18 protein-coding genes are annotated in these 19,993 nt (G+C 54.7%); 8 read left to right on the forward strand and 10 right to left on the reverse strand.

The genetic code is table 11. The annotated features are described in order from the left end of the window. The first annotated feature begins 7 nt into the window (after positions 1-7). The 6 genes from AC52W5_RS01135 to AC52W5_RS01160 all read left to right on the forward strand — a co-directional run bounded on the left by AC52W5_RS01135 (position 8) and on the right by AC52W5_RS01160 (position 8,347). Positions 8-1,399 carry a cbb3-type cytochrome c oxidase subunit I gene (locus tag AC52W5_RS01135; protein WP_074974206.1) on the forward strand — a complete coding sequence of 464 codons (1,392 nt, stop codon included), beginning with the start codon at positions 8-10 and terminating at the stop codon, positions 1,397-1,399. 11 nt (positions 1,400-1,410) lie between these two features. Next, complete coding sequence (locus AC52W5_RS01140; protein WP_495669652.1) at positions 1,411-2,256, forward strand: CbbQ/NirQ/NorQ/GpvN family protein; 846 nt, start codon at positions 1,411-1,413, stop codon at positions 2,254-2,256. 74 nt (positions 2,257-2,330) lie between these two features. Further along, positions 2,331-4,361, forward strand: a complete 2,031-nt coding sequence (locus AC52W5_RS01145; RefSeq protein ID WP_495669653.1) for a nitric oxide reductase activation protein NorD — start codon at positions 2,331-2,333, stop codon at positions 4,359-4,361. A gap of 207 nt (positions 4,362-4,568) precedes the next feature. Next, positions 4,569-6,014 carry an amino acid permease gene (locus tag AC52W5_RS01150; protein WP_495669654.1) on the forward strand — a complete coding sequence of 482 codons (1,446 nt, stop codon included), beginning with the start codon at positions 4,569-4,571 and terminating at the stop codon, positions 6,012-6,014. 73 nt (positions 6,015-6,087) lie between these two features. Further along, a complete protein-coding gene (locus AC52W5_RS01155) occupies positions 6,088-7,746 on the forward strand; it encodes a glycoside hydrolase family 13 protein (protein WP_495669655.1) in 1,659 nt (552 codons plus the stop codon). A 103-nt stretch (positions 7,747-7,849) separates the two neighbouring features. Beyond that, complete coding sequence (locus AC52W5_RS01160; RefSeq protein WP_495669656.1) at positions 7,850-8,347, forward strand: hypothetical protein; 498 nt, start codon at positions 7,850-7,852, stop codon at positions 8,345-8,347. A gap of 144 nt (positions 8,348-8,491) precedes the next feature. Here the strand turns inward: AC52W5_RS01160 and yut are convergent, their stop codons facing one another. The 9 genes from yut to AC52W5_RS01205 form a co-directional block, all read right to left on the reverse strand. Continuing rightward, positions 8,492-9,457 (reverse strand): urea transporter, encoded by a 966-nt coding sequence (yut, locus tag AC52W5_RS01165; RefSeq protein ID WP_074974217.1) that lies wholly within the window; start codon positions 9,455-9,457, stop codon positions 8,492-8,494. Between the two features lie 75 nt (positions 9,458-9,532). Continuing rightward, on the reverse strand, positions 9,533-10,174 hold the full coding sequence (gene ureG, locus AC52W5_RS01170; protein ID WP_074974218.1) for an urease accessory protein UreG: 642 nt from the start codon (positions 10,172-10,174) through the stop codon (positions 9,533-9,535). 20 nt (positions 10,175-10,194) lie between these two features. Continuing rightward, positions 10,195-10,875: an urease accessory protein UreF gene (locus AC52W5_RS01175; RefSeq protein WP_074974220.1), complete on the reverse strand. Its 681-nt coding sequence runs from the start codon at positions 10,873-10,875 to the stop codon at positions 10,195-10,197. Then, the gene (gene ureE / locus AC52W5_RS01180; RefSeq protein WP_495669657.1) at positions 10,872-11,402 is read right to left on the reverse strand and encodes an urease accessory protein UreE; all 531 of its coding nucleotides are present in this window, start codon (positions 11,400-11,402) and stop codon (positions 10,872-10,874) included. The genes AC52W5_RS01175 and ureE overlap by 4 nt, the downstream gene beginning before the upstream one ends. A gap of 9 nt (positions 11,403-11,411) precedes the next feature. Then, positions 11,412-13,118 carry an urease subunit alpha gene (gene ureC, locus AC52W5_RS01185; protein WP_495669658.1) on the reverse strand — a complete coding sequence of 569 codons (1,707 nt, stop codon included), beginning with the start codon at positions 13,116-13,118 and terminating at the stop codon, positions 11,412-11,414. A gap of 35 nt (positions 13,119-13,153) precedes the next feature. Then, the gene (locus tag AC52W5_RS01190; RefSeq protein WP_074974226.1) at positions 13,154-13,477 is read right to left on the reverse strand and encodes an urease subunit beta; all 324 of its coding nucleotides are present in this window, start codon (positions 13,475-13,477) and stop codon (positions 13,154-13,156) included. Positions 13,478-13,507: 30 nt separating this feature from the next. Continuing rightward, positions 13,508-13,810, reverse strand: coding sequence for an urease subunit gamma (gene ureA / locus AC52W5_RS01195; RefSeq protein ID WP_495669659.1), 303 nt, complete (start codon positions 13,808-13,810; stop codon positions 13,508-13,510). A 111-nt stretch (positions 13,811-13,921) separates the two neighbouring features. Then, entirely contained in the window at positions 13,922-14,938 is a 1,017-nt protein-coding gene (locus tag AC52W5_RS01200) for an urease accessory protein UreD (protein WP_495669660.1), read from the reverse strand. A gap of 47 nt (positions 14,939-14,985) precedes the next feature. Further along, a complete protein-coding gene (locus AC52W5_RS01205) occupies positions 14,986-16,329 on the reverse strand; it encodes a hypothetical protein (protein WP_495669661.1) in 1,344 nt (447 codons plus the stop codon). Between the two features lie 262 nt (positions 16,330-16,591). Here AC52W5_RS01205 and AC52W5_RS01210 point away from each other — a divergent pair, with 262 nt between their 5' ends. Beyond that, the gene (locus AC52W5_RS01210) at positions 16,592-18,685 is read left to right on the forward strand and encodes an ATP-binding protein (RefSeq protein ID WP_495669662.1); all 2,094 of its coding nucleotides are present in this window, start codon (positions 16,592-16,594) and stop codon (positions 18,683-18,685) included. Further along, positions 18,682-19,317 carry a response regulator gene (locus AC52W5_RS01215; protein ID WP_081363518.1) on the forward strand — a complete coding sequence of 212 codons (636 nt, stop codon included), beginning with the start codon at positions 18,682-18,684 and terminating at the stop codon, positions 19,315-19,317. The genes AC52W5_RS01210 and AC52W5_RS01215 overlap by 4 nt, the downstream gene beginning before the upstream one ends. A gap of 102 nt (positions 19,318-19,419) precedes the next feature. Here the strand turns inward: AC52W5_RS01215 and nikR are convergent, their stop codons facing one another. Beyond that, a complete protein-coding gene (gene nikR / locus AC52W5_RS01220) occupies positions 19,420-19,881 on the reverse strand; it encodes a nickel-responsive transcriptional regulator NikR (protein WP_074974232.1) in 462 nt (153 codons plus the stop codon). Positions 19,882-19,993: the final 112 nt, after the last annotated feature.

Below are 19,993 nucleotides of genomic sequence, written 5' to 3' on the forward strand. Positions count from 1 at the left end.
AGACGCCATGCGCTACCGCTCACAGTCGATCGCATACTGGTATTTCGCCATCGCCATGTGCCTGTTCGGCCTGCAACTGGTATTCGGGCTGCTCTCTGCGAGCAAGTACCTGGGGCCCGATCCGCTTCTGGATTTCCTCCCTTTCGATAAAACCAAGGCCATTCACACCAATCTTCTGATTGTCTGGGTGCTTACGGGTTTCATGGGCGCAACCTACTACGTGGTGCCGGAAGAATCGCGCAGCGAAATTTACAGCGTCAAACTGGCCTACATCCAGCTTGTCGCCTGGACGCTGATGGGAGTAACAGCGATTGTCGGTTATATGTTTGGCTGGACTGCCGGCAACAAAATGCTGGAGCAACCGTTCCCGCTGAAGATCGTGATTGTCATCGTCATGCTGATGTTCCTGTATAACATCCTCATGACAATCAAGCGGGCGGGACGCTGGACCGTTACCGAGGGTGTGCTGGTAGCCGGTCTGGCGCTTGCGGCCGTGCTGTATCTGCCGGCCCTGATCGAATATGAAAATTATACCATCAGCATCTTCTATCGCTGGTGGACGATCCACTTGTGGGTGGAAGGCGTATGGGAAATGATACAGGGCGGACTGCTCGCGTATCTGCTGATCCGGTTGTCCGGCGCCGACCGGGAAGTCATGGAAAAATGGCTGTACGTGATCGTCGGCCTGGTTTTCATGGCCGGTATCCTGGGCACCGCGCATCACTACTACTGGGTGGGCGTGCCTCATTACTGGCTGCCTATCGGCGGTTTCTTCAGCGCCCTGGAACCGGTGGCGCTCCTCGGCATGGCAATGTATGCATACTTTGCCATGCGCCGCGCCGGGTTTTCCCACCCCAACTCACTGGCCGTTCACTGGACCATCGGCAGCACCGTATTCACAGTATTCGGTGCCGGTCTGCTCGGATTCGCGCATACCTGGCCGAGTGTCAATAAATGGACGCATGGCACGCTTATTACAGCCATGCACGGACATGGGGCGTTCTATGGTGCCTATGCCATGACAGTGCTGGCTATGGTCAGTTACACCCTGCCCCACCTCACCAGTGATCGTAAAGTGGAAGGAAACAGTATCGGCTACTGGGCGTTCTGGATGCAGGTGATGGGAATGTTCGGCATGACGCTCTCCTTCGGCACCGCTGGCATCGGGCAGGTTTACCTGGAGCGGATCCTCGGCCTGGGCTACCTCGATACGCAACTGAAACTGCAGGTGCACTTCCTGATGCTGATCGCCACTGCATCGGTGTTTGCAATCGGAGCAGCCCTGTTCATCTGGAATTTTTTCCGAACCGCGCCCAGGTCCGTCGCAGCAATTGATTCCAGCGCATCCGCACCCGAGCTTGCTCCAGCCGGTCATGCCAGTTCCGCCGGCAGCGGATAGATTGCGCGATAATGGAGGATCCGTTAATCAAGCTCCCCGCTTTAGAAAATACGCGCCAGGACGTGCCGCACCCGCAGGCCGAAGAGCCTTATTACCTCCCTTTCGGCGATGAGGTAAGCATTTTTACGCAATGCCATCGGCGCCACCTCGCCGTCATGCTGAAAGGGCCGACGGGCTGTGGAAAAACACGTTTTGTCGAGCATATGGCCTGGCGCCTGAAGCGTCCCCTCATCATCGTATCCTGTCACGATGATCTGACCGCGGCGGATCTCGTGGGCCGCTTTCTGATACGCGACAACGCCACCGTATGGCAGGATGGTCCGCTTACGCGCGCTGTTCGCACTGGCGCAATCTGCTATCTCGATGAAGTGGTTGAAGCGCGGCAGGACGCAGTCGTCGTTATCCACCCTTTGACGGACTATCGGCGTGTTCTCCCTGTCGACAAAACCGGCGAACTGATTGAGGCCACTCCAGGTTTTCAGCTTGTCATTTCATATAATCCCGGTTATCAGCATGTAACCAAGGATCTCAAGCCGAGCACTCGCCAACGCTTTGTCGCGCTTGATTTCGACTTTCCACCTCCTGAACGGGAAGCCGAGATCGTCATCCACGAAAGTGGCGCGGAACCCGTCCTGGCGCATGATCTTGTGGCACTGGCCGGACGCATTCGCGGTTTGGCAGACCGTGGTCTCGCCGAAGTACCCAGCACGCGCCTGCTGGTGGCAACAGCCCGCCTCATCGCCAACGGAATTGCACCCCGGCTGGCCTGTCATGTTGCACTTGTGTCCCCATTATCCGATGATCCTGTCCTCGTGGCCGCGATGCTTGACTTGGTCGACGCAACGCTGGTGGATTGAATATCGGATAGGCAAATCTCCTCGTGCGGTGCCCCCATTCTTTCTTATACCCTTCTTTCTAGCGCTATTTCCGCATGGCCGAACCTGAAGGACTCATTATCGATGCCGCCCGCCAGGCAACTGCTTTCGTATCCCGTCTGTGGGACCATGACAACAACGTACCGGATAATTCCTGCACGCTGTCCGCCTGCCGCCAGCGCCTGGAATTTCTCCTGTCGGCCGTTCACGGGCACGCTGTATCGCTGCGGGTCGCCCAACCTCCGGCGCCGCCATCGGCCCTATCCCGGCTGTTTGGCCGCATCCCGCGACATCTGATCGAAACCCGCCCGTTACCGGCGAACGATGGGGCCACTATTTTCCTGCCCATGCAGTTGGATCCGGGCGAACAGAGCGCGCTTTCTCCGCATCATTTCTTTCGACTGCTCGCCTTGCAGCAAGCCGGGCGTGCCCGGCGTCGGGAAATACAAACACTTCCCATTGACACGCTGACACTTGACCTCTTTCAACTGAGTGAAGCAGTTGCCGCAGATCATGCCCTCGCCCTTCATTTTGCCGGACTGCGGCTTGATCTTGCGGCCTTGCGCCGGGCGATGCTATCGCAGCGACCGCCGCCTTCGCTTCTGAATGCGGTCGAACAGGCGGTGGAAGAACTTTATTGTGGCGTACTCAAGGCTAGTCCGGATGACATTCCTCCCCCGCTTGCTCTTGCGCGGAAGCCCGAGGATTCGCTTGACTGGGCGGTGGAGATGAGCATGAAGATCTCGACTCGAACAAGGATGCCCACGGTTCGCTATCGAGGATGCGCCAAGGATCTGTGGTGGGGTAAGATGCTGCCGCCCTCCTCCGGAAATCAACCCATCCGATACGAGGAAGCGCTCCGGGATATGATGCAGCCTTCCGCAAACCCCCGGCGCAGCGCGAATCTTTCCCGTCGTCCGCAAGCCCGGGAAAAAACTCCCGATGAGGATGACGAGACGCAAGGGATGTGGATGGTACAGAAGGATGATCCGCAGCAGCACGTCGAAGATCCTGCGGGCCTCCAGCGGCCAGCTGACCGTGACGACAATGCCGATGCCGGCGATCTGGCGGATTCCCTGTCCGAACTACCGGAAGCGCAACTCATCTCATCTTCGAAAACCGTGCGCGAACTCCTGCTGGCGGATGATCCCCTTGATCAGCGGAGGACGCTCGTCCTCCCCGGCAAGGGAGCGGCGCACGGCATTGCCTACCCGGAATGGGATTTCCGCGTTTCGCGTTATCATAAGGAGGGCGCCATCGTTCGGCTTCAACCGCCGTTGCTGGGAGATGCCGCCTGGGCGGAATCCGTGGTGGCAAGACGTCCCGCCCTGCTGCGGCAGGTTCAGCTTCGACTTGAAGGGCTGCGACCGCGGCGGATTCGCTACCACCGCCAACCGGAAGGAGAGGAGATCGATATCAACGCCTGCGTGAATGCCTTCGCGGAACGACAAGCGGGCTTGCCCCCGCAGGATCGCTTGTATCAATCAGTAAAAGCAGCTCGGCGTGACATTGCCGTTGCATTGCTGATCGATATCAGCGGCTCGACGGATGGATGGGTTTCCCAGGAGTTGCGCATCATCGACGTTGAAAAGGAAGCGCTGCTGCTCGTTTATCTGGCACTGACCAAACTGGATGATCCTTTCTGCATTTATGCCTTTTCGGGAGAAAGCGCCCGAAATGTCTCATTATGGCCCTTGAAGAATTTTGAAGAGAACGACCGGATGCTTGTCCAGCGCCGCATTGCAGCATTGGAACCGCAGCTCTACACGCGCGCGGGAGCCGCGATTCGCCACACCACCAGCCTGCTCACTGCCACCAACGCCCGGTATCGTCTGCTTATCCTGCTGTCGGACGGGAAACCCAACGATGTCGATCACTATGAGGGTCGCTACGGAGTGGAAGACATGCGCCAAGCCGTGGCCGAAGCCCGCCTCCAGGCCATTCATCCATTCTGCATTACCGTTGACCGGCACGCGCCCCAATATCTTGCCCGGGTGTTTGGCGCACGGCACTACGCCGTATTGCAGCAGGCGGAAACGCTCCCTGTTGTCCTGGCGGACGTGCTCAGGAGACTGATCAGGCGATGAGCTTCGCTCCTCCGCTGATCCACGAATTACCGCCGCCCCACGCATTCCTGCGATAATTCTTCCTCATTCAAGCCGTTTTCCCTACAGCATTTTGGTTTGCAGCGGCCTGCTGGTTTAAAATAACGATCTTGCCCGTAAACGCCGAGCTTGAGCGAACCCGGTCAAAATCCAACTGAAATCCTTTGCGTTTATTACTGGAGAGACATTGTGCTGTTTGAGCGCGTCAAATCTTTGGATCACATCCTGGAATCGGCTGAAACCCGAGGGCTCAAACGACAGCTTGGCGCATTTGATCTGACCATGCTGGGAATCGGCGCCGTCATCGGCACCGGCATCTTTGTATTGACTTCGGTTGCTGCGGACAAGGCAGGCCCGGGCATGATGTTTTCCTTCTTCATAGCCGGATTCGTCTGCGCGCTGGCCGCCCTCGTCTATTCCGAAATTGCAGCCATCATTCCGGTAGCAGGATCCGCATATACCTATTCTTATGCGATATTCGGCGAACTCGCTGCATGGATGGTCGGCTGGGCACTGATTCTGGAGTATGCGATCGCCGCAGCGGCAGTAGCCGTTGGCTGGTCCGGTTATATCAATGGCTTCCTGAACGAAATAGGCTACGGGCTGCCACTGGCACTGACGGCAGGACCGGCGGATATGATTGTCGGGCTGGATGGCACAACATCGGCAGGAGGATTCAACCTGCTGGCATTTCTGGTGTCGTTGTTCGTTACCGTGCTGCTGGTGATGGGCACGACAAAAAGTGCAAGGTTTACCGCAGTTCTGGTTATCATAAAAATTATCGCACTTACCGCATTTATCGTTCTCACCCTGCCGGCAGTAAATTCCATAAACTTTCAACCCATGCTGCCCAACGGATGGGGCACACCGCTTTCAGGAGTGGGAATCCTGGGGGCCGCTGCATCCATCTTCTTTGCCTATGTCGGATTCGATGCGGTTTCGACCGCAGCCGAAGAAACGAGCAACCCAAACCGTAATGTGCCGATAGGATTGATAGCTTCATTGACAATTTGCACCCTCATTTATCTTGTCGTCGCCTACGCCGCGGTGGGAGCAGTGGGAGCCCAGCCAGGAGGTGATTTGTCCCTCTCCAAAGAACCGCTGGCATTTGTGCTGCGCGAGGTCGGCTACCCAACCATAGGCAACTGGGTGGCTTCAGCGGCAATTGTCGCACTGCCCTCTGTCGTGCTCATGATGCTCTATGGGCAGACACGCGTCCTCTTCACCATGTCTCATGACGGATTGATGCCTGGCGTTTTTTCTCATGTACACAAACGCTTTCACACCCCCCATATTGTCACCCTGGTCACCGGAACAGCTGTCGCGCTGTTCGCTGCCATGTTCCCGGTAGGCATGCTGGCTGATATTTCCAATTCCGGGACGCTCTTCGCTTTCTTCATGGTCGCTCTGGGGGTGATGGTCCTGCGACGCCGCGCACCCGATCTCCATCGGCCTTTCAAGACCCCTATGCTGTGGATGGTGGGCCCCTTGGCGATGGGCGGCTGCGGTCTGCTGTTCGTGAGCCTGGGGTGGGAGACAATCAGGCTATTCCTTGCATGGGCGGGTATCGGCCTGATTATCTATTTCGCTTATGCCCGCAAGCATAGCCACCTTGGAAAACAGCAGGCAAACTAGTGCTTTCAGATTAAAATGGCCAGCATGCGTTTCAAACCCCGATACCACGATTTTCGGTCCGCCCGCCAATTCCATGAGTCGCACTGCCCTTGACAATTCGAACGCTGAAGGCGAATGGTGGAAGAAAACCACTGTTTACCATGTCTATGTGCGTTCTTTTTACGACTCCAATGGCGATGGAATCGGAGATATCCAGGGCATCATTGAAAAACTGGATTATTTGCACGATCTCGGATATGAAACAATCTGGGTGTCGCCCTTCACGCAAAGTCCACAAAAAGACTTCGGCTACGACACCAGCGATTACCTCTCCATCTCTCCTGAATATGGCGATATGCCGCTCTTTGAAAAACTGGTTGAAGAGGCGCACCGCCGCAACATGAAACTGGTATTCGACCTGGTGCTGAATCACACTTCGAGCGAGCATTCCTGGTTCACCGAATCCGCAAGCTCGCACGACAACCCCAAAGCCGACTGGTATGTCTGGAAAGACGGAAAAGGCAGAAAGGGTTTGAGGCCCCCGAATAACTGGCGCGCCATGGCGGGTAACAAAGCCTGGACTTACCACCCGCAACGGAAGCAATTCTATTACACCGCTTTCCTCCCTTTTCAGCCGGACCTGAACTACCACAATCCGGAAGTCAAACAGGCGATGTTCGACGTCGTCAGATTCTGGCTGAACAAAGGGGTGGATGGATTTCGCCTCGATATCATCAGTGCGATCTACGAGGACTCCGAGTTGCGCAGCAACCCTCCCAGTCCCCGTTTGACCCCATCGGATAAATCGCTTTCCATCTTTTTCCAGAACCTGAAAAACAATTTTCTCCACGAAAAGAGCTTTGAATTCGCTATCGAGTTGCGACGCGTTGTGGATGAGTTCGATAATCCCAAAAGGGTGCTTATCGGGGAATCGCATGGAGATGAAGCACTGATCCATCGCTTCTGTCAAAACGACGGACAGCATGGGTTGCACGCTGTTTTCCTTTTCAAGGCCATTTCCACACCTTTCAAGGCGGAAAAATACCGCGAAATGCTGATGACATTCGAGAAGCATTTTCCCGAACCGCTGATACCCACTCTCGTCTTTGCCAACCACGACCGTAACCGTGTCATCAGCCGCCTGGGAGGGAGCATAGAAAAGGCAAAACTGCTGGCGCTGTTCCAGTTTACCTGCCGGGGGATTCCCTTCACCTATTTCGGTGATGAGATTGGCATACCTCGGGTAAGAATTCCCCTGAAAGACGGAAAAGATGCGATTGCCATCCAGCATAAATGGGTACCGCAGTTTCTGGTGGATCGCAGCAGTGAAATTCTCAATCGCGACGAGTGCCGTACTCCGATGCTATGGAATGAAAGGCCCAGGGCAGGCTTTTGTGAGGGTTCAGCAGAACCATGGCTGCCGGTAGCAGACAGCTTCAGGGAAATAAATGTGGCAAAACAGATTTCGGAACCACATTCCCTTCTCAATTTTTACAGGAAAATCATCCGGCTCCGCAACAAGGCGCCAAGCTTGCACGCGGGGAGCCTCGAAATCCTGCATGACCTCTGCGACCGGAAAATTCTCGCTTACCGCCGGATATTCAATGAAGAGAAGCACATGGTGCTCCTCAACATGTCCCACCAGCAGGTTAAAACCCCCGTGAATAAACCAGTGCTGCTTTCCACGCATCCGCAAAGCCCTGTGCATCAATTACAACCTTTCGAAGGACGCATCATCAACGAATCGCATTGACACTGCAGTGGGAATCTTTCTTTCTCGCTGAGAAGGATGCGGGAGCCCTGTCGGTTCCATTTGAATGATTGTTTTCAATATCTACCAGAAAGGAGTATGACTTGTGGTAATTTTTCAAGCTTTAACGCGCAGCATCATTTCTGCAATCCTGCCTGCAATCCTCATGTTGCCGTCGGTGACCCTGGCTAATGCAACCAGCAGGCCGCTCAAGGCAAGTGTCGAAACTCACGAACAGGCGGGATTCAGGCCGGATTGTCCTTCCAAATTCGGCGGCACTACTACAGGTATCGGCAAAAGCACCCACATGGGCAAGGTTTCGGTCAAGGCCGATGATTGCATTACCCCGATGGAGGACCATTTTATTTTTGAAGGTACGTTCGCCCTGACAGCGGCAAATGGCGACACTGTTACAGGCAGCTACAAGGGTGCATTTTTACCAGCCGATGATCAATCCAGGTACAACTTGACGGATGCGAAATTTGAAATAAGCGGCGGAACGGGGCGTTTTCGCGGAGCAAAGGGAATGGCGGAATTGAAAGGGGATCAGGATATCGCGACCGGGAAAGGGAAAATTGAAATTGATGGAACGATTTCATACTGAGGCAATAAATGTGCGAAGGGCAATAGCAAGCAGCAGCAGGGTGTTCCAATAACATTCCCAGAAAGGATGATAGCAAAACGTCAGTTTGATTTTATTTCGGCTATTTCAGCCCGGACGCAGTCATAAGACCCCTGCTGCCCCTGCTCACCCTTCTTCAGCATCTGGGTCGACCCAGTATTTCGACATTCCCGCGGCGAACAGGAACATCCACATGACCAGAACAAACGGAAACGTGAGAGTCGGCAGGCCTATGGGGGTAAGGAAACTGGCAAGGCCTGCCTGGCATACAACCGTCATCACACCCGCCAGCACGGCGAGAGCGGCACTTTTCCCGCTGGGCTTGAGAAATACCCAGCCAATGGCCATCATCGTCAAAACCGGATTGAATGCGTACAGGCCCATTTCGATCGCATTCAGGTTTGCGTTCAGAAGGGTCGGGAAGATGATTCCGACAAAGGCTCCGCTTATTGCCATCAGGGCGCCGCGCAGGGAAACAATGGCGATGCCGGCCAGAAACAGAATACCGACTGTCACACTATCCGCGAACATGACTTCGCCAACCCCCTTGAATAGCGCGACGGGCCAGTTTTCGACAGCCAGGCGGCCCGCGCCGGGAACAGCAACAGGAATACCGGCAGCCGGCAAAACGGGACTGCGGGTGAAACTTTCAAAACCATAGACCGCGACCAGGAACATCCACGAGGTCAGGACAAACGGTGCGGTCGAGGCTGGAACCTGGTAGGGGCGAAGGATTCGCATGAGAGCAGCCAGCACGACGCTCGATAATATCGATGCGAGGATGACGTACAACCATAGCTGTGGAGAATGCTCCAGAAACAGGAACAGGCAGGGGCCTACCAGCGTCCCATTGAAACCATACAGGCCGGCATCGATATCCTTTTTCGAGAATCCCAGCAGACGGGCGGTCACTGTACTCGTGACCACTCCTACGGTTGCCGCTGCCCCGGCAGCCACTCCGCCGATGAAGAGCGCTATCAGGAAAATAAGTCCTGTCAAGGCGTTACAGCAGAAAAATACCTGTCCAACACCTCTCAGAATTACCTGCAGGGGCTGTGGGAACGCGCCGTCGACACGGGATGCCCAAGTCATGATATGTGAAACCCTTGCAAAACGCTGAATGAAAGATGCAGTAATGTGCTTTTGCCGAACCGCTGTAAAAGGGAATCAGGCGCGGTGCTGCTGCGACCGAATCTCATCCAGCAACCCCTGTTTCACGATGAAGTCGATTACCTGATCCACCCCCTCCCCTGTATGCAGATTAGTAAACACGAAAGGGCGATCTCCGCGCATTCTCCTGGCGTCACGCGCCATGATCTCCAGATTTGCGCCGACATGAGGAGCGAGATCGATCTTGTTGATGATGAGCAATGCAGCGCGGGTAATGCCGGGGCCGCCCTTGCGCGGCACTTTTTCGCCTCCGGCCACGTCGATGACATAGATCGTGAGATCGGAAAGCTCGGGACTGAAAGTGGAAGCGAGATTGTCACCCCCAGATTCGATGAGAATGAGATCGAGTTCCGGGAAGTCGGCAGTCATGCGCGCCACAGCCTCGAGGTTGATGGAGGCATCCTCCCTGATGGCTGTATGCGGGCATCCGCCCGTTTCTACCCCCATCAGGCGCTCTGGAGGCAGCGCATCGGCGCGCAGGAGGATTTCCATGTCTTCCTTGGTATAGATGTCATTGGTGATGACAGCCATTTCATAATGATCGCGCATTCTCTTGCTGAGCGCTTCGCATAAGGCAGTTTTTCCGGAACCCACGGGACCGCCGATTCCGACACGAAGAGGATTAGGTTGTTCGTTCATTTTTCTGTTCCCATCAAGAACTATGATCGATAGATGCGGCTGTATTGCACCTCGTGCTGCATCGACAGCAGCGACAGGCCAGGAGACCAGCTGGATAATTCATCGTCCGCCAACTCACGACTGCGGCGTGAGGCGGTCTCGATAGCGTCATGGAGCGACAGGAGCAGGCGCTGCCCGGAAAGCTGGCCGAGCGGAACGGACTTGACGCATACCAGCACCTGATTTTCGACCATGGAAAACAGCATCCCCAGCAAGGCGTCATCGTGCGCCACAGCCAGTGCTTCTGCTGCGCAGGCAAATGCGGTAGGAAGCGGTATCTCCGGCTGACTTCCCAGTATGGCGCGCAGCGAAGAGTCTCCGATCTTCAGATCAGCAACGAGCTTTGCGAGCGAATAACCCATTTGGATCGTTTCCGCACGGAACTCCGCAGTATCGCGTGAAGCAATGAAACGTTCGGTCCAGCCAGCCACCTCTATTTCGTCCCTTGCCGAAAACGCCTTCAGCAAGCGCCACAGGATCGACAATTCGAAGTCCGCAACGATACCGATCGCCTCGAGGATCCACTCGCGCGCAGAAGCCTCGTCCCGAACCAGACCTTGTTCGATGGCCGACTCCAGTCCTTGGGAATATGTATACGCTCCGATCGGAAGCGAAGGACTGGCGAGCTGCAGCAGGGATAGCAGAGCGCGGTATTCCTTCATCCGGAAGAAGTATCGGAGGGACGATGGATCTTCTGGTGCACAGGGATCGGAGCGAGGGGGCCATGAGCATGCCCATGGCCCGACTCCCCATGATGGTGGTGCCCTCCGCTGTTATAGGCCCCCGCCTCCGGCTCGAACTGTGCGTCTTCCTCGACAACCGTCGCCCCGAGCCCCTCCAGCATTTCCTTCAGCACCTTATCTCGGGCAATGCGCAGAAACCCTTCGCCCACTTGAGTCTGGGTATGGCGGTTGCCCAGGTGGAAGGCGCAGCGAAGCAGGTCATGCGGGTTCGTGCAGGTGATGCGGTAGGTGGCTTCCGGTGCGGCCACGATCTGCACCACGCGCCCGTCATCACCGCTGAGCAAATCGTTGTTCCGCAGCACTGTACCGCGCGGCGTGAAAATGGCCACTTCCTCTCCCGAGGCAAGCGCGGTGCGCAGGCGGCTGTTCTCGCGCAACTCGTACGTCAACACGAGCTGCGCGGAAATCTTCTCTGCGGTGCTTATCCTGGTGTTCAAGGTGAGCATGTGTGATCCCTAAAAAAGGAAATACCGTTGCGCCATGGGCAGAACATCCTCCGCCCCGCAAGTCAGCAGTTGTCCATCAGCACGCACTTCGTAGGTTTCAGGATCAACTTCCATCCTGGGCGTTGCCGAATTGTGGATCATGTCCTTCTTGCGCAGATTGCGCGTGTCCTTGACCCCGATCAGGTTCTTGTCCAGCTTCAGTTGATCGACCAGGCCAGCGGCCAGCGCTGCCTGGGAGACGAAGGTGAAGCACGAAGTCTTGATGCCGCCGCCATATGCGCCAAACATGTAGCGGTAATGGACGGGCTGCGGGGTCGGAATCGAGGCATTCGGATCACCCATCAGGGCGGCTGCAATCATTCCACCTTTCACAACCACTGATGGCTTGACGCCGAAGAAGGCAGGCCGCCACAACACCAGGTCTGCATATTTTCCCACCTCCACTGAACCGATGGCGTGCGAAATACCATGCGTGATCGCCGGGTTGATCGTATATTTGGCAATGTAGCGTTTGACGCGGAAATTATCATTCCTCGATGTATCTTCCTGCAGTGTTCCGCGCTGTATTTTCATCTTGTGCGCGGTCTGCCAGGTGCGCAGAACCACTTCGCCGATGCGCCCCATCGCCTGCGAGTCTGAGGACATCATGGAAATTGCGCCCATGTCCTGGAGAATATCCTCAGCCGCGATGGTTTCCTTGCGGATGCGTGATTCGGCGAAAGCCAGATCTTCGGGAATATTGGCATGGAGGTGATGGCATACCATCAACATGTCGAGGTGTTCGTCCAGTGTGTTGATCGTATAGGGCCGGGTGGGATTGGTGGATGAGGGCAGTACGTTTTCCTGGCCCACCACGGCGATGATATCCGGCGCGTGTCCTCCCCCGGCTCCCTCGGTGTGGAAAGTGTGTATGGTCCGGTCCTTCATGGCAGCAATGGTATTTTCCAGATACCCGCCCTCATTGATGGTATCGGTATGAATTGCAACCTGGACATCGTACTTGTCCGCCACGTTCAGGCAATTGTCGATAGCCGCATAGGTCGAGCCCCAGTCTTCGTGCAGCTTCATGCCGCATGCGCCGGCAAGAACCTGTTCCTCGAGCGGGGTTGGAAGGCTTACATTCCCCTTGCCATAAAAACCGGTATTCATCACCAAGCCATCCGAGGCCCGCAACATGGAATGGATGTGCCACGGGCCGGGCGTGCAGGTCGTGGCTGCCGTTCCCGCTGCCGGGCCAGTGCCTCCTCCCAGCATCGTGGTGATGCCATTCATCATCGCATCGTCGGCCTGCTGGGGCGAGATGAAGTGGATATGAGAGTCAATCCCCCCCGCGGTCAGAATCATGTTCTCGCCAGCTATGATTTCCGTTGCCGCACCGATCGACATCGTGACATTGGGCTGAATGTCGGGATTGCCTGCTTTGCCGATCCCTGCGATCTTCCCATCCTTCAAACCGACATCAGCCTTGACGATGCCCCAGTGGTCGACGATTACCGCGTTGGTGATGACCGTATCCATCACTTGGTCGTGATTGTGCTGCGACTGTCCCATACCGTCGCGTATCACCTTGCCGCCCCCAAACTTCACTTCCTCACCATAAGTGGTGAAATCCCTCTCGATTTCGATCATCAATTCCGTATCAGCCAGGCGAACACGGTCTCCAGTCGTGGGACCCATCAATTCAGCGTAAGTCTGGCGGGAAACCTTTAAACTCATTCTCTAGCTCCTTTCTTCTTCGATCCGGAGGGTTTCTATTTAAGCTTGCCCATCACTTTTTGATTGAACCCATACACGATCCGATTGCCGGCCAGTTCCACCAGTTCGACCGTCCGTTCCTGCCCCGGCTCAAAGCGCACCGCCGTGCCGGCCATGATGTTCAGGCGCATGCCGTAAGCCGCTTCGCGATCGAACTTCATCGCGGAATTCACCTCGTAAAAATGAAAATGGGAACCGATTTGAATGGGACGGTCTCCCCCATTTGCAACCTTCAACGTTGTCGTTCTTCTGCCGACATTGAGTTCGATCTCGCCAGCCTGTGTGATGACCTCGCCTGGTATGAGGGGATTTCTTGCCATCCTTACCATCATTAATCTCCCATGGTTGCGTTATACGATTGGATTATGGACAGTCACGAGCTTGGTCCCATCCGGGAAAGTGGCTTCGACCTGAATATCGGGAATCATTTCCGGCACGCCTTCCATGACATCAGCGCGTGTCAGGACTTTTCGCCCCTCCGACATCAGTTCCGCCACTGTATTGCCGTCACGCGCACCCTCCATGATGGCACAGGTAATCAGGGCCACCGCTTCGGGATAATTGAGCCGCAGGCCACGCGCCTTTCGTCTTTCCGCGAGCAATCCAGCAGTGAATATCTGGAGTTTGTCTTTCTCTCTCGGTGTCAGATCCATTGTATCTCCTCATTAAAAATCCCAGACGTTGCTGAAAAAGGCCTCCAGCGATTTTTCCAAACCCTGTTTTCCAAAAACTTGCTTCCCAAAAACTTGCGGAACAGGATGGCATCAGGTGTTCCAGCTGCGCGGTACGAGCGCAGGTCGGCCAAGCGTGACAGGACGGACGGCGCGCCAGACGCAAAGCATCACATGTCTCGCCACTTCGCTCGAATCCCCCAGAAAACGTGCTACCAGCAGCGATTTGAATTGTGAAATACCCACCTGCCCCGATTCTCCGCCGATGCGCACTGCCTCTTCCCGTACAAGATCGATCGCCTGCGCTGGAAGGGGCTTGCCACTCATGATAAAAGTGGCGCAAACGGTACGGCCGGCAAGCGCAAGTCTCCCATTCATCGCCCTGCTTCCGCCCGCCAGGCGGAGCTGCTCAAACCACGCCAGCTTCCCTTCGCGGCGGATACTCGTGCGCTGCCTCACCTCGCCGCTATCAAACGATTCCCCGAATGCCGTACGGCCAAAGCATAAAATCTCGCAGCCTATGTAAACCGAATCCTTCTCCAGCACGATCTGATGATCGAGCATGACCTTTGCATTATTGAAAAAAATCGTTTCCTGCGGCATCCACTCCAGCACGCCGCCTGCTTCCACATGCAGATGAACGTCCTGGCGCGCAGTACGACCGGTGGACTTGTACCATTTTGTCGCGCCAGGAGAGGTGATCTGGCCATGAGCAGACGGGCCGGCCTGCACTCGTATTTCCAGCTCATCCCCTGCGACCACGCCCCCCGGCGGATGCATGACAATAGCCTGACATACCCCATGCCCCTCGGGATAAAGAGGTTTTTGCACCACCAGGGGGCCATGATGATCCCGCTCCACCATGCGGGTGGTTCCGGAATTCTCCGCAAATTTCAGCCACAGACGCCCCCTCGATGTGGAAGCGGGAGTCTGATTCATCTTCAGATCCAGCGGATTGTCAGGAGCGGACAGCCGGTGCAGGGCAGCGATACTGGCAGGCGAAGATATCGAATCCTCATCACATGAGCCCGGATGCGTTTTTGCGGCTGATTTCAAAGCAGTGCCCCCAAATAATCCAAACGGATCTCCTCCCCTTACCTCGAGCCTCATCTGGAAAAATCGAATACAACTGATTGTCCGAACCCAACCTGCAATACCTACATTTGCAATTGAAATGACAGCTTGAATACATCGACCTTCTCGCCAGCCGCATCGGGCGCATAATTCAGTCGTTTAGTGAAAAGATCGCCGTGCTGGTAGTATGCGGAAATTCGAGCGTTGAAACCGTCGATGATATAGTTGACGCCCGCCTCGATCTCTTCCCGATTGCTGCTGTTGTTTGGCTGAACACTCGTAAATCGGCCGTACGGTTGAAACTGGCCGATCCCGATCCTCATGGGCAAAAGATAAAGTCCGGTAATGGTCCATGATTTGCCATCGAACATACAGAAACAGTCCGGATCACGAAATGCCGCGGGCGAATAATTGGCATAAAACTGTTTGTATTCGCCATTTGCGGTAAGGACGCCCATGTTTCGTGGCAGCACTTTTTCAAAAAGTGCATCACCGACCAGCCCCAGGAAATCACTTCGGTGAGCAAAGGAGCCAGCCCCATTCTTCTGATATGAAGCGCCGAAAGCAAGCGCGAGAATATCCCCTGCCTTGCCAAAATATGTGCTGCTGGTATAGTAACCTGGATTCTTTTCTGGATTCAGGAAGTTATAAGTGAAGCGGCCGGCCCATAAGACGTCATCGCCCTGATTGGGACCGGCGCTGCGGGACGACTGGACTCCGCGGTAGACACCGACGGCATATCCCAGGGTGCCCCTGATGAAGCCCGGTTCAAGGCTTCCCCAGAATGTGCCTCCATCGTCGCGTCCGTAGCGCCCAGCTCCACCACTGCCGAATTTTGTGCTGAAATCCTGGGAAAAAAACGGTGTCTTGAAAGCGTCATGTGTTGATTGAAAAAAAGGGCCACTCAGTTCACCCCGTTCGGTCGGCACCAGCATACGGCCACCCCAGATGTTGAAATAACGGTTGAGCTCAAATTTTCCAATCGCATCGAGTATGTTGTACGACATCTTCGGATTATCGCTGGGATGGGTGTTGTTGCAGAAAAAACATTCCGTATTGACTTCGAACTTGAGGTACTGATGTATCTGCCCATTCAAGTAGAAACGAGCATTATCGATGCTGAAATCCCCGCTCCTTAGATTACCTGTGGCGGGATTTTCCACCCATAGGCCGGTTCCACGGAACCCCATTCCAAGTGTCACCCATCTGGTTTCATCGAGTGCATACTTTGGCCCTTTTGGAAGCGTGACTTCTGCTGCCTGCGCCAACGAGGATAGAAACAGGAAATCCCCAATCAATACCCATGCTGCAAGCAATACGCCACGAGCAGGAATGAAAAACTTCCGTTGCTTGCGGTCAGTTTTGCCCAGGCGCTCCCTGACTGGCGCCCATTCATCGCTCCGTACCCTCTCTGTTCTTTCCTTCAAGTTCCCCATTACCAAAAATTTCTTTTTATGATCGTCACTCGATAAGAATCGAGTTGCACAATCATGCGGGAATTTTTAGTATTGATCATTAGAAAATATCCACAGTTCTCCAATTTCATGTATGAAGATTTGCTGATATTTATTACAGCCCGAAGCTGGCTGGAAGCGCAGCAGTGCGGGCAGGCTTTGAAGCAGATCAGGATTGAGGAGAGGTGAGAGAGGAAAAAACTCGATTTGATAAGCCAGGGCATATAGAAAAAACATGAGGATCGGCCTTTTCACGAATTTTTATCTCGCCTCCATCCTGTTCGTGCTCACCGTCCTCATACTTCTTTCTTCTCGGGCGTTAAACACGCTGGATGACGTTACCGCGGCAGAGCGCCAGAAGCACCGGTCGCTACAACTGGCAAATGAGCTGTTTCGAAGTTCCGAGGATCTGACCAGGATGGCTCGCACCTACGCGGTAACGGGTGATCCGGCCTACGAACACAATTTTTTTGTAATACTCGACATCCGGAATGGCATACGACCGCGCCCCCGGGATTACCCGATTGCCTATGCGCACCTGGAAAATGCCGATGCCACGGGTGCAAAGGGAAATGCGATTTCCCTCATGGAACTGATGCGCCGCGAAGGTTTCAGTGAACGGGAACTCAATCTGCTGCGGCAGTCGCAGGAAAGCTCGGACAACCTCGTCAACCTGGAAAAACAGGCATTCGCTGCCGTGAAAGGGCTATGCGAAGATCAGCAGGGGAATTTCAATGTGCCATGCCCTCCCCGGCGCAATTTTGCAATCGATCTCTTGTTCGGCAAGCGTTATGAGGCTGAGAAAATCAGAATCATGGCGCCCATCAACCAGTTCATGCACGAGCTGGACACTCGCACCCGTGCCACGCTCAGCAATCTGCAGCTCAAGTTCGAGCAGCAAATCCTGCTGATACTGGTCGTGCTATGCATTACGCTGTTCTTTGCGGCCCTTGCGACTTTTTATACACGCCGCAATATTCTGCGCCCGCTCGATTCTCTCAGGCGCCAGATAAGCGGCATTGCGCAAGGCAATTATTCAACCCGTTGCGACATTTCCACCCGCAACGAAATCGCCGAACTGGGGACGGGCTTCAATTCCATGGCGGAAGCCATTGAACACGAGGTTACCAAGCTCAGGCAAGTCGAGGGATCGCTGCGCGAGCGTCTGAAGGAAATAAACTGCTTTTATTCGATCAGGCGGAGTATGGAATCCTCATCGCTGAAGGAAGTATGCAGCACAATCTCGACTGAACTCATCACGGCAATGCAGTTTCCGCATCTTGCCAGCGTCAAGATCGAACTGGATGGCAAGGAGCTTATATCCGATCAATGCCCCGGAAATCACAAGCATGAATTGCAGAAGGAGATCACAGTCTACGGTGAGGCACGGGGCTGGATAAAACTGTTTTATTGCGAAGACCGTTTTTTTCTGCTGCCGGAGGAACAGAATCTGATCAACGTGATCGGGGAGGACCTGGGACGCTGGCTGGAGCATCAACAGTCCGAGGCACGGGTTCTGGTAGAGCAGGAACTTCGGGTACGCGACGCAGCAATACGAGAATTTGCTGCTCACTTCGAGCGGATGCGGGAGGAAGACCGCAAATATATTGCCCGCGAGATCCATGATGAGCTTGGTCAGCTTCTGGCAGCGCTGCACCTGGAAATCTCGCTGCTGAAGAACGCGAAAGATCAGGGCAACGAACAACTGGAAACCATCAGGCGCAATATGGCCGAACTTGTCGAGAGAGCAAACCAGAGTATGCGCGATGTGGCGGAACATTTGCGTCCCGCTTCGCCCGGATTGGGAATCGAGTCGGCTCTTGCAAAACTGGCCAGCGAATTCAGGAAACATACCGCCATAAGCTGTGAGTTGCAAATGGCCGAGGAATCGGTGAATCTGGATGAAGACCAGATCGTTGCGATATTCCGTATTGTCCAGGAATCGCTGACGAATGTGATGCGACATTCGGGCGCAAGACGTGTGGAGATCCGGGTATCCCGGGGAGAAGGCAATGTCATTGTTGAAGTTCGCGACAATGGCAGAGGATTCGACCTTGAGAGTGCAAAAAGAAAGAAGTCGTTTGGATTGGTCGGAATGCGCGAACGGGCAGCAGGACTTGCGGGCGATATCAATATCACAAGCGTGCCGGGTCAGGGGACTTCTGTTTGCGTATCCATCCCGATGAGCATCCCAATGAGGCGAAACGAGCGCTTGAATGATTGCACTGCCTCTGGCATTGCACGCGTAGCCCTTTGTGACTCCAATGCTGCGGAGGGCCTCGAGCCAGATGCAGATATCTTCCCAAAGTTTTCAGGAGAGCGTGCTTGATCATCAAGACTTTTCTGGCGGACGACCATCGGCTTTTCCGCGACGGACTGAGGCGCATTCTTGCTGAAACAGCCGATATCGTGGTTGTGGGTGAAGCTATCGATGGGCTTGATGCTTTGAAAAAAATGCGGCTGGGGGGATGGGATGTCGCCTTGCTGGACGTCAGCATGCCCGGAATGAGCGGGCTCGAAGTGCTCAAACGAATCATGGACGAGGATCCGAAGCATCGCGTACTGATGCTCAGTACATATCATGAGGACGAGTACGCCATCCGTGCGATACGCGCCGGCACTTCCGCCTATCTGACAAAAAACAGTCCGACTGACCTGCTGATATCGGTAATCCGCCGGCTGGCACACGGGGGAAGATACATAGATCCGAAACTGGCCGAGAAACTTCTGTTCGGCCTAGGCCCTTCCTCCACCATGCCACGCCACTCCACCCTTTCCAATCGCGAGTTTGACGTCCTCAAGCTCATCGCCGTCGGAATATCCTTGACTGAAATCTCCCAGAAGCTGAAACTGAGCGCGAAAACGATCAGTACTTACCGTGCTCGCGTTCTCGAAAAAATGGGCATGCAGAACAACGCGCAACTGATCCGCTACGTGGCGGAGCATAAGCTGCTCGAATAGGAATTCATACAGAGCAAGCAATCCGCTTCATGCAGCGGCCGGATACGGGTTCCCGAAATCTCTTCGGCACCCCTGGCTCACTATCCCCAGCAACTCACCTCCTCAGGTAAGAGGGCTGCTATGAACATGCGGCTCGGAGTCATGAAAATCGCACTCCTGCACGACCTCTACAGGCAGAAGATGCAACTTGCCATGCCGCACCCCCGGTGTAGCAGTAACGAGATTGGCAAAATTTTTCACACTCCTGATCGTACCCCTCAGAATAGTCACTTCCAGACAATTATCATGATCCATATGCACATGCATGGTGGATAGGATAAGGTTGTGATGGTTGTGCTGTGTTGATGTAACGCAGCGCGCCAACTCGCGTTCGTGGTGATTATAAATATAGCTGAGCGTTGCAATACAGTATCCATCGGCATGTTCTTCCTGCCGTTTGGTTTCAATCATGTTTCGTATCAAATCGCGAACAGCTTCAGACCGGTTGAAATAACCCAAGGTGTGCATCACGGATTCGAACTGCTTGGCAAGCTGATCATTCAGTGAGATGGTAAGACGTTCCATTGTCTGGGCTCCAGATATTCAGGGGTTCGATAGTTCTTCAGCAGTATGCTCATCTTTAAAAATTTCCGACCAGATTGATTCGGAAAGAGCGACTTTCGATAGGATGGAAGTG

Source organism: Nitrosospira sp. CT, from assembly GCF_059489795.1.

Bases quoted from the DNA above. Each gene is read 5' to 3' on its own strand.
- AC52W5_RS01210 (WP_495669662.1), top strand. From the start codon at position 16,592: ATGAGGATCGGCCTTTTCACGAATTTTTATCTCGCCTCCATCCTGTTC.
- AC52W5_RS01135 (WP_074974206.1), top strand. From the start codon at position 8: ATGCGCTACCGCTCACAGTCGATCGCATACTGGTATTTCGCCATCGCC.
- yut (WP_074974217.1), bottom strand. From the start codon at position 9,457: ATGACTTGGGCATCCCGTGTCGACGGCGCGTTCCCACAGCCCCTGCAG.
- ureE (WP_495669657.1), bottom strand. From the start codon at position 11,402: ATGCTCACCTTGAACACCAGGATAAGCACCGCAGAGAAGATTTCCGCG.
- nikR (WP_074974232.1), bottom strand. From the start codon at position 19,881: ATGGAACGTCTTACCATCTCACTGAATGATCAGCTTGCCAAGCAGTTC.
- AC52W5_RS01200 (WP_495669660.1), bottom strand. From the start codon at position 14,938: ATGAGGCTCGAGGTAAGGGGAGGAGATCCGTTTGGATTATTTGGGGGC.
- AC52W5_RS01140 (WP_495669652.1), top strand. From the start codon at position 1,411: ATGGAGGATCCGTTAATCAAGCTCCCCGCTTTAGAAAATACGCGCCAG.
- AC52W5_RS01175 (WP_074974220.1), bottom strand. From the start codon at position 10,875: ATGAAGGAATACCGCGCTCTGCTATCCCTGCTGCAGCTCGCCAGTCCT.
- AC52W5_RS01145 (WP_495669653.1), top strand. From the start codon at position 2,331: ATGGCCGAACCTGAAGGACTCATTATCGATGCCGCCCGCCAGGCAACT.
- ureC (WP_495669658.1), bottom strand. From the start codon at position 13,118: ATGAGTTTAAAGGTTTCCCGCCAGACTTACGCTGAATTGATGGGTCCC.
- ureG (WP_074974218.1), bottom strand. From the start codon at position 10,174: ATGAACGAACAACCTAATCCTCTTCGTGTCGGAATCGGCGGTCCCGTG.
- ureA (WP_495669659.1), bottom strand. From the start codon at position 13,810: ATGGATCTGACACCGAGAGAGAAAGACAAACTCCAGATATTCACTGCT.
- AC52W5_RS01155 (WP_495669655.1), top strand. From the start codon at position 6,088: ATGAGTCGCACTGCCCTTGACAATTCGAACGCTGAAGGCGAATGGTGG.
- AC52W5_RS01190 (WP_074974226.1), bottom strand. From the start codon at position 13,477: ATGGCAAGAAATCCCCTCATACCAGGCGAGGTCATCACACAGGCTGGC.